The 5,837-nt window shown below is 60.7% G+C and carries 7 protein-coding genes; 3 read left to right on the top strand and 4 right to left on the bottom strand.

All coding sequences use genetic code 11. From position 1 onward, the window contains the following. Positions 1-181: 181 nt before the first annotated feature. Positions 182-832, top strand: coding sequence for a hypothetical protein (locus ABSB13_RS16410; RefSeq protein ID WP_428110382.1), 651 nt, complete (start codon positions 182-184; stop codon positions 830-832). A gap of 115 nt (positions 833-947) precedes the next feature. On the opposite strand, the gene ABSB13_RS16405 is transcribed toward ABSB13_RS16410, so the two are convergent. The 3 genes from ABSB13_RS16405 to ABSB13_RS16395 form a co-directional block, all read right to left on the bottom strand. Continuing rightward, positions 948-1,202, bottom strand: a complete 255-nt coding sequence (locus ABSB13_RS16405; protein WP_428110381.1) for a helix-turn-helix domain-containing protein — start codon at positions 1,200-1,202, stop codon at positions 948-950. A gap of 190 nt (positions 1,203-1,392) precedes the next feature. Beyond that, positions 1,393-2,181: an enoyl-CoA hydratase gene (locus ABSB13_RS16400; protein ID WP_428110379.1), complete on the bottom strand. Its 789-nt coding sequence runs from the start codon at positions 2,179-2,181 to the stop codon at positions 1,393-1,395. Positions 2,182-2,226: 45 nt separating this feature from the next. Continuing rightward, on the bottom strand, positions 2,227-3,057 hold the full coding sequence (locus ABSB13_RS16395; RefSeq protein ID WP_428110378.1) for an alpha/beta fold hydrolase: 831 nt from the start codon (positions 3,055-3,057) through the stop codon (positions 2,227-2,229). A 695-nt stretch (positions 3,058-3,752) separates the two neighbouring features. Between ABSB13_RS16395 and ABSB13_RS16390 the strand changes: the two genes are divergently transcribed. Next, on the top strand, positions 3,753-4,010 hold the full coding sequence (locus ABSB13_RS16390; RefSeq protein ID WP_428110376.1) for an FtsB family cell division protein: 258 nt from the start codon (positions 3,753-3,755) through the stop codon (positions 4,008-4,010). 14 nt (positions 4,011-4,024) lie between these two features. Here the strand turns inward: ABSB13_RS16390 and ABSB13_RS16385 are convergent, their stop codons facing one another. Then, positions 4,025-5,359, bottom strand: coding sequence for an acetyl-CoA hydrolase/transferase family protein (locus ABSB13_RS16385; protein WP_428110375.1), 1,335 nt, complete (start codon positions 5,357-5,359; stop codon positions 4,025-4,027). 84 nt (positions 5,360-5,443) lie between these two features. Here ABSB13_RS16385 and ABSB13_RS16380 point away from each other — a divergent pair. Then, the coding region (locus tag ABSB13_RS16380) for an MFS transporter (protein WP_428110374.1) at positions 5,444-5,837 on the top strand (394 nt) is incomplete at its 3' end.

Raw genomic sequence — 5,837 nt, 5'->3', positions numbered from 1 at the left:
TAGGGCGCGGCGACCCGCGCTGCACCGCGGTCTCGCTCTTTGCGGACCCAGGGGTTCTCGGTCTGCCGCGCCCAAGTTCAAATCCATCTTGCGATGCTGACGGCAAGATACAAGGGGTCACCCCTGCGGGTGAACTAGTTCAGCCTGCCCGCGACGACCCTTCCGTGCTACGCGATCCTCTATGGACAACAGTCATGATCCCACCCACGCGCCCGACTCGCCCGAAAACCAACTGCCCGCGCTTTCGCCCCGCCGGCTTGCGGCGCGCCGCGCCAACGCGATGAAATGTACGGGGCCGCGCACGCCCGAGGGCAAGGCCGTTGCGCGCCTCAACGCCCTCAAGCACGGTTTCTTCGCATGCGACGTCGTCAACCCCGTACTCGACGGCCCGCTCCGCGCCGAGGAATTCAATTCGATCCTCGACGCTTTGCTCGACGAGTTCCAACCCGAGTCCGCCCGCGAGCGCATCCTGATCGACGAGGTCGCCGCATGCTGCTGGCGGGTCCGGCGATTGCTGCGCTACGAATGCCGCGAAACCTGGCTCGATGAGGACGCTTACCGCCGCAACGCCGCCACTGAGAGACCCACCGAATCGCTCCTCGCCACGATGGGTTATGATCACTACGGCATTCGTCGGCGCACTGCTCGCAAGCTCCGGCGCGCCGGACTCGACGCCTTTACCCTGCCGAGCTATTCGGATGTGGATAAAATCGTCCGCTTCGAACGAAGCGTAAAGCGCAATCTGTTCCGCGCCCTCGATTTGCTTGAGCGCATCCGGGCCGCGCGCAGTTGTCCGGGCTCTTCGGACTCAGCTTCATCGCCGCGGGAATAACTTGGGATCGGACGGCGTGCAACAAAAAATATTTTTGACGGAACGAAACTACCTTTGGTGGTATGCCCGTCACCAGACCACAACCGGTGGTATGAATTGCCCCGCGAGGAGGTACTTAATGCAATTCCAGCGCAGCAGGCTTGAGCAATCGGGACGAATCGGGATCGGGGAACCGGCCATCCACCCGTCGGTCGGCTATCCACTTTTCGATTGCCTCCCTGTTAAAACGGTAGTCAGAGCCGACCTTGAAAAACTGAATTTCTCCCCGCCGAATCAGTTTGTACAGCGTGGTTTGATGAACCCTCAAATACTGGGCTACTTCGTTAACCGTCATGATCGGGCTGGGCATGCCATCGCCATCAGCTTTCATTCCTGGTTCTCCCTTCTAATTCCTGAACTGCCATAGTGACTCTTCGTTAGCAGACGCTAACTAGCAGATATAGACAATCGCAAGGCAAGTCAAGAGAAGCAGGCGCTAACTGGTTTATTCCCTTCTGCCGGTCGGAGTTTGCGCCTGTCCGCAATGCGAGCAGGGGCGAATTGCTCCGTTCCCGCCCGCTTCACCGCCCGCACCACACTGGTTTGCGCTTTTCCAGAAACGCCGCGATGCCTTCCTGCGCGTCCGACGCCATCGCATTCTGGCTCATCACTTCCTTGGTGTAGTCGTAGGCCTTTGCCGTATCGAGATCGATCTGCGCATAGAACGCCTGCTTGCCGATTCCAATGGTTAGCGAGCTCGCCTCTACTATCTTCATCGCCAACTTGAGGGTCTCCGCGACCAGCTCCGCGTCGGGCACCACCCGGTTGACGAGTCCCCACTCGGCCGCCGTGCGCGCATTGACGGGTTGCCCGGTGAGCAGCATTTCCATCGCATGCTTTCTGCCGACCGCGCGCGTCAGCGCAACCATCGGCGTCGAGCAGAACAGTCCATTCTTCACGCCCGGAGTGGCGAAGCTCGCGCTCTCGCCCGCGACCACGAGATCGCACGTCGCCGCAAGCTGGCATCCCGCGGCGGTGGCGATTCCATGCACGCGCGCGATCACCGGCTGCGGGATCGCCTGAATCGTTTGCATCAGTTGCGCACACAGATCGAATTCGTAGCGGTAGAATGCAAGCTCGCGCCCCTTCAGTTCGCCGAGATCGTGACCGGCCGAGAACACGGGGCCGTTGCCCGCGATTATCACCGCGCGCGCATCGCCGCGCTTGCCGATTGCGCGAAGCTCGGCGGTCAGTTCCGTCATCATCGCGGTCGAGAGCGCGTTGCGCTTCTCGGGACGATTCATCGTGATCGTGACGAGCCCGGCTGCTTCCTCGACGATCAGATTTTTCTGCGCAGTGTCATTTGCCATCGCTTTTCACCTGCGTTTCCATTTTCTCACTTTATCATCCGCATGCTAATCGCCCGGATCGTTTTTCCATTCTTCGGGATAGAGCAGCAGCAAATCCTGGCCGAGCGCGCGCACCAGGAATCGCTGCGTCTCGTTCATCGCGCGTTCGAGCGCCCGCCCGCCGATCAGCCAATGCCCGCGGCCGCCGATCGTCGCCAGTTTCGCGCCGATCGACTCTGCAAACTGCCGGCTCCGCGCCAGCGGCGCAAAGATGTCCGAGTCGCCCGCCACGATCAGGCGCGGCGCGGCCTTGTCCGGCGCCGCAAACTCGATCGCGCCGGCCGTTACGTCGGCGGCGATCGCACCCGAGTCGGGCACCATCGCATTTATCAAACCGTCGCGAGTGAACGGATCGGCATCGGCGATCAACTCGAACAGTACTCTGCCGCGCGGCGGCGCGATCGGCAGCCGCCACATCATCGCGAGCCGATTCGCCAGTCCGCCGATCAGCGGCGTGCGAAAGCCCGGCACCAGCGGCGCGTATGCGACCGCGGCCTTCACTCGCCGATGCTCGCTGAGTTTGAGCGCGACCAATCCCCCGACGCCGTGACCGGCCACGATCGCGTCGCGGCCAATCCCGTCGATCGCTTCGCCGGCCAGCGCGGCCAAATCATTGAAGCGAAGTTTCCCCAGCGGATGCGTCGGGCCTTTGCCAAACGCCGCTCGCAAATCCGGAACGAATACTTCCCATCCGATCGACGCGAGATAACCGAACACCAGCGCAAGATGCCGCGGCGTGGCGAAAAGTTCGGGCAGCAGCACGATCGGCCACGCGAACTTGAGCGGCTCGGGGCGCTCGCATTGCGCGGGGATACGGCCGAGTTCGACGTCGTCCACTGGTCCGCCGGATTATGCGGCCCGCGCGCCGACAATTATCGCGTCAAAATCTTTTGCCAACGCGGACATAAGGCTTGCGCAACTTCGCGCCGACTCGAAGCCTATCATGTTGAACGCGCGCGCTCGCAAGCAAGCGCTGGAAAAGGAAAGAGCCCCCTCTTTCGAGGGGGCTCTCCCGTGTTGCGAGGCCTTTCAGCCTCGGCTTATTCCAGCAGCAATCCTGGCAGCCTTAGCCAGCCCTCGGGGTATTGGCCCGAAGGTAAACTCGTTAAGTGGTTACTTCTTTTTGGTCTTTTTGGCTGCTTTCTTCTTAGCCATTTTGCTCTTTCGCATCGGTTTGGACTTGGTGGCCTTTTTGGCCCGTATCTTCTTCCTCACTGGCATAAGTACCTCCTCTTCCTAGGCTGCTGCTGGACAAGCACCCTTTCTTATAGATGAGGATTCATCCCTCATCGATTCGGGCCGATTATAGAAACATGTTATTCTAAAATCAAGAGCTGTGCGGTGATTTATAAACAAATTTTAAAGTCGAAAGAGTGCAACCGAACCGGTCTGTTTCAGGTCTTTAGAATGTCGTTCAAAATTTGACCTCTTGAAGTGGGGCGGACGCTTGAATTACGATTGGCCGGATGAGGCGGTTAAGCTTCCTACTGCGTCGCGAGTGGCTCAGCCTAATCTTCGGCGGGGTGCTCGTGATGCTGCTATTAAGCGCGCTGCTCGGCAAGCAGGGGCCGCGCGACCTGATCGCCCTCCAGAGCCATCGCGCCGCATTGGAGCAGCGCCGCAATCAGCTGGCGGCGGACAACGCCGCGTTCAGAATCCGCATCGCGAAACTTCGCTCCGACGACCGCTATATCGAACGCCTCATTCGCCGCGAGCTTGGCTACGCGCGCTCCGACGAACTGGTGTACAAGTTCGCCGACGAAGACGGCCACCAAACGCCGTCGCGCTGAACTGTTCGCGAGTATCAGAAAACCGCGCGCGCGATCAGCCGATACTCGCGAGCTTGGCGTTCCAGCTCTTCGCGGAAATCAGGATGCGCGATCGAGATCAGTGCGCGGGCGCGCTCCGGAACCGATTTGCCTTTCAGATTGACCATCCCATACTCGGTCACCACGTACATCACGTCGACGCGCGGCGTGGTCACGATGTTGCACTCGTCGATTCGCGCGACGATCCGGCTGGCGCGCCGCCCATCGCGCTCGTAGGTCGATGCGAGGCATAGAAATGACTTGCCCCCGCGCGAGTCGCGCGCGCCGCGCACGAATTGCAGTTGTCCTCCCGTGCCGCTTATCTGCCGAATTCCAGCCGACTCGGAGCACGTCTGTCCGGTGAGATCGATTTGCGCCGCGTTGCAGATCGAGATGACGCGGTCGTTGAGCATTATTTGATGCGGCAGGTTGGTGTGATCGACCGAACTGGCAAAGCACGCGGCGTTGCGATCGAGGAAGTCGTACATCCGTTTCGAACCCGCCGCGAACGTGTACGCCATCTGGTAGCGGTTGGTCGCCTTGTGCGCGCCGGTCACCTTGCCGGCCTGGTAAAGCGTCACCAGCGAATCGACGAACATTTCGGTGTGGATGCCGAGATCCTTGATCGGAGCCACCGCCAGCAGCTCGCAGACCGCGTTGGGCATCGCGCCGATCCCAATCTGGATGCAGGCGCCGCTGGGGATTTCCGGCGCGATCAGCTCCGCGACTTTCTGATCGACCGCGCTCGCGGCGGGATTCTTCAGCTCCGGCATCGCAGATGCGCCGGCGTCCAGCACGAACTCCACATCATTTATATGCACCGCGTTTTCGATTCCGAAAACGTACGGCACGCTCGCGTCAGTCTCGACAATCATGGTCCTGGCTTTTTCGCTGATCGCCTTGTGATAGGTGACCGACGGGCCGAAGTTGAAAAATCCGTGCTCGTCCATCGGCGCCGTCTTCAACACCGCGACGTCCACGTCGATCAAGCGGCGATAGGTGTCGGGCGCCTCGCCGAAGTTCATCGGTATATGATGCGCCAGGCCGCGATCGTACATCTTTCTTTCCAGCCCCGAAAAATACCACGACAGGTAAACCAGATGACGTTGTTCGGGATCGGCCTCGGCCGCCGCGCGTGGGCGCATCGCAAGGCATCCGCGGATCTTTACGCGCTTGAGCTTTTGCACGCGCCCGGCCAGCGCGCGATCGAACAAGTCCGGCTGCCCGAGTCCGAATCCGTACTCGACCCAATCGCCGGATTTGACTTGCGCCGCCGCCTCTTCGGCGCTGACTTTTTTGCGCTTGAGTTCGCCCTGGTAGGAAGTCGCCATCGGTAAGCCCTCGTATTGATTCCCCTCGATTTGCTTGACTGCGCGGCTGGCGTAGGATTCTCTTCAACCGGCGTACTTCAATCAATGCCAAGTATCGAACCACTCAAGCAAGCGCCCACCGGCGCCGAGCCGGCCGCGGCCGCGCGGCTGATCCTTTTTCTGACCGTCTTCATCGACCTGCTCGGCTTCGGCATCGTCATTCCGTTCCTGCCGATGTTCGCGCACAAGATGGGTGTCGGCGCGGTCGGCGTGGGCGCGCTGATGGCGATCTATTCGCTGATGCAGTTCGTGTTTGCGCCGATCCTCGGCCGAATTTCCGATCGCATCGGACGCCGGCCGATCCTGCTGCTCGGATTGCTCGGCTCATCGATCGGCTACTTGATTTACGGATTTGCCGGAACGTTTTTCTGGCTGCTCGCGTCGCGCGCGATGCACGGCGCATGCGCCGCAACGATTTCGACCGCGCAGGCCTACATCG

The organism is Binatus sp. (SeqCode) (assembly GCF_050013435.1).
GTDB lineage: Bacteria > Desulfobacterota > Binatia > Binatales > Binataceae > Binatus.
Note: the sequence above shows the minus strand (reverse complement) of the source record. Positions and strands in the feature narration are given on the sequence as shown.

What these genes read in the sequence shown, in the direction of transcription:
- ABSB13_RS16400 (WP_428110379.1), bottom strand. Translation starts at nt 2,181, where the DNA reads ATGGCAAATGACACTGCGCAGAAAAATCTGATCGTCGAGGAAGCAGCC.
- ABSB13_RS16405 (WP_428110381.1), bottom strand. Translation starts at nt 1,202, where the DNA reads ATGAAAGCTGATGGCGATGGCATGCCCAGCCCGATCATGACGGTTAAC.
- ABSB13_RS16390 (WP_428110376.1), top strand. Translation starts at nt 3,753, where the DNA reads ATGCTGCTATTAAGCGCGCTGCTCGGCAAGCAGGGGCCGCGCGACCTG.
- ABSB13_RS16385 (WP_428110375.1), bottom strand. Translation starts at nt 5,359, where the DNA reads ATGGCGACTTCCTACCAGGGCGAACTCAAGCGCAAAAAAGTCAGCGCC.
- ABSB13_RS16410 (WP_428110382.1), top strand. Translation starts at nt 182, where the DNA reads ATGGACAACAGTCATGATCCCACCCACGCGCCCGACTCGCCCGAAAAC.